Source organism: uncultured Megasphaera sp. (assembly GCF_958350005.1).
Taxonomy (GTDB): Bacteria; Bacillota; Negativicutes; order Veillonellales; family Megasphaeraceae; genus Megasphaera.
Genome location: NZ_CATWFF010000227.1, coordinates 1 through 2,865, shown reverse-complemented (window position 1 = coordinate 2,865; position 2,865 = coordinate 1). Strand labels below are relative to the sequence as shown.

Below are 2,865 nucleotides of genomic sequence, written 5' to 3'. Positions count from 1 at the left end.
GGTATACTGTTATCAATTTTCAATTTGTATATAATCATAATATTTTTCTGTAAAAATGGCCTGGTTATGCGGTAGAACCATTGTGCATGGATGCTTTTCTTTACCTTTTTTTGACTGGATTTTGACAAAACGGAAAGACTAGTGTATAATAACCACAACGGTTGTGGTACAGGAAACTGTAGGTACAGCCCATTAGAGCGGACAAGACAGGACAGCAGGGCAGTAAAAGAGAGGAAACTAGGACAACTCGCCAATGACCCCCTGACAGAATGGATTGGACACTCAACCTGTAACGAAGGAAGACCAAACTATTTTATGTTTTTACCATGAAAAGGGGTAATTTACGATGAAAATGAAACTCGCAGCAGCATTAGCAGCAACCATGGCTGTAGGCGCAACATGCGCATTTGCAGCTAACCCGTTCGTCGATGTACCGACCGACAGCTGGGCTTACAAATCCGTAGTAGAACTGGCTGATTCCGGCATCATCCAGGGCGTTGATGGCACGCACTTCGAAGGCGGCCGCAACATCACCCGTTATGAAGCAGCTGAAATCGTAGCTAAAGCCATGGCTCACATGGACAAAGCTTCTGTTGAACAGCGCGCTCTCATCAACAAACTGGCTGACGAATATGCAGACGAACTGAACAACCTCGGCGTTCGCGTATCGGCTTTGGAAAACAAAGTCGGCAACGTAAAACTGACTGGTGATTTCCGTCTCCGTTACATCAACCAGGATGGCGATAAAAACGGTGCAGGAAAAGTAAAAGATGATGATTCCTGGTCTTACCGTCTCCGCCTTCGTGCCAATGCGCAGGTTAATGACCGTGCAACTGTAACCTATGGCTGGAGCACCGATAACCAGTCTTTTGGCAATAATGACGCAGCCAGTGAAGATGACCAGACCTATACGGATTTGGCCAACGTAAGCTATAATATCGGCTCCAACTGGAATGTATTAGCTGGTCGTTACAACTATGTAATGGGTAATTCCTATGGCTATCTCTATGGTGATTCCTTTGATGGCGCTCAGTTGAAATATGCTACAGACAGCTTTGCAGCAACAGCTGGCTATGGTAAATTCAAACGCGGGCTTATTGGTGGTAACGATTATGCTGATGGCACTGAAAATAAAGATGCAGCCAAAACGGCTTATGGCGAATTAGAAGGCTTCTTTGGTAATGGTTCCGCAGCTGGCGTATACTACAACAATATTATGGTTGGCGATAATGCTAGCTCTATTGGCGATGTTGATGTCTGGGGTGTATATGGCTCTGTCAACATTGGTTCTAAGTGGAATGCCTTAGCTAACTATGAAAATTATGCAGCTGATAAAGAATTCTCTAACGGCGATGACAGCGCTGACATGATTTATGGCAAATTGACCTATGGCAAAGCTGCTTTTGCTGCTCCTAAATCCTGGGATCTGTGGGTAGAATACCTCCAGGCAGATAACCTTACGGATACTTTCGTAGGTTCTACGAATACATGGAGAAACGATAATCTCATGAATAACGTAGAATCCTGGGGTGCAGGCGTTGATTATACCTTCGCTAAGAATGCACAGTTCCAGCTGATGCAGTCCTTTGCTTCCAGTGCAAAAGACGGCGATAACGATCCGGGCGAAGAAACTCGTGCTCAGTTCGTATTCGTATTCTAATTCCAGAATCATACGACAATATAAAACAGACTTCCCTCTTGGGAGGTCTGTTTTTTTGCGTATCTGCCTGGAAGATATACCGCCTGTTCATTTACAAAACCTGCTTGCATGAGTAGAATATACGCAGGAGAGAGCAGTCACGCACCTTATGATTTGCCTGGCAGGGAGAGTGCTGCATGCCAGATTAGAATCTAATGAGTTTCATAGGAAAGGGAAGTACCTGTGGTATAATAAAACTATACAGCACCGTACCGCAACGAGAACAGGAGGGGTACCATGGAACTCAATCGCGTAAATGACTTATACTTCAAATATCTCATGGGCAGCGAACAGCGAAAGGAAATTACCATCCGCTTTTTGAATGATACCCTGTACGGGCAGCAGCCTGTTATCCAGGATATTACTTTTCTGAACAATGAAATGATTCTGGAAGATGAACGGGAAAAACTTTCGCGTCTCGATATTCTGGCCGACACAGGTAATGGCTATGTAGATATTGAAGTCCAGCTTCGTAATCATCGTAAGCTGGCTGAACGGTTTTTATACTACTGGGCAAAACTATACAGTCGGGAGCTGAATCCCGGCGATTCCTATGATACGCTCAGGCCGACCGTATCGATTATCCTGATGAATTTCAGTTTTTTACAGGAACCGGACTGGCATAATGTGTATCATATATACAATGACAGGAGCCGCCGAAAACTGACCGAAGATTTTGGAATACATACGATTGAACTGCCAAAATTTTCCTACAGTGATGTTAAAAAGCTATATGGCCTGTCCAAATGGACGGCATACTTTACGAATTGCAGTACGACTGATGTGGAGGCGATGGCAATGGGAGATCCGGTAATGGAAAAAGTGCTGCAGGCACAGGAACGATTCGTTCACGATGATGCACTGTGGACAAAATATATGCTCCGCGAAAAAGCAATTCGAGACTACAATTCCGACATCAAAGAAGCCCTTGAAACGGGAATGGCTCAGGGTATGGAAAAAGGAATAGAGACGAATCGACTGGAGACAGCATTGGCTATGCTGCGTCATGACTTGCCAGTAAGTATGATTGCTGCATGCACGAAGCTGACGGAGCCAGAAATCATAGCCCTGGCTAAAGAGCATCATATCGAGTGATGTTAAAAAACTATACGGCCTGTCCAAATGGACGGCATACTTTACGAATTGCAGTACGACTGATGTGGAGG

At 44.7% G+C, this 2,865-nt stretch carries 2 protein-coding genes; both read left to right on the top strand.

The genetic code is table 11. The features are described from left to right. Positions 1–346 precede the first annotated feature (346 nt). Positions 347–1,660: an S-layer homology domain-containing protein gene (locus tag Q3886_RS09810; protein ID WP_301861284.1), complete on the top strand. Its 1,314-nt coding sequence runs from the start codon at positions 347–349 to the stop codon at positions 1,658–1,660. A gap of 276 nt (positions 1,661–1,936) precedes the next feature. Next, complete coding sequence (locus Q3886_RS09805; protein ID WP_301861282.1) at positions 1,937–2,794, top strand: Rpn family recombination-promoting nuclease/putative transposase; 858 nt, start codon at positions 1,937–1,939, stop codon at positions 2,792–2,794. Positions 2,795–2,865: the final 71 nt, after the last annotated feature.

Excerpts from the sequence above, each read along its gene's own strand:
- Q3886_RS09805 (WP_301861282.1), top strand. The coding sequence starts at position 1,937 with ATGGAACTCAATCGCGTAAATGACTTATACTTCAAATATCTCATGGGC.
- Q3886_RS09810 (WP_301861284.1), top strand. The coding sequence starts at position 347 with ATGAAAATGAAACTCGCAGCAGCATTAGCAGCAACCATGGCTGTAGGC.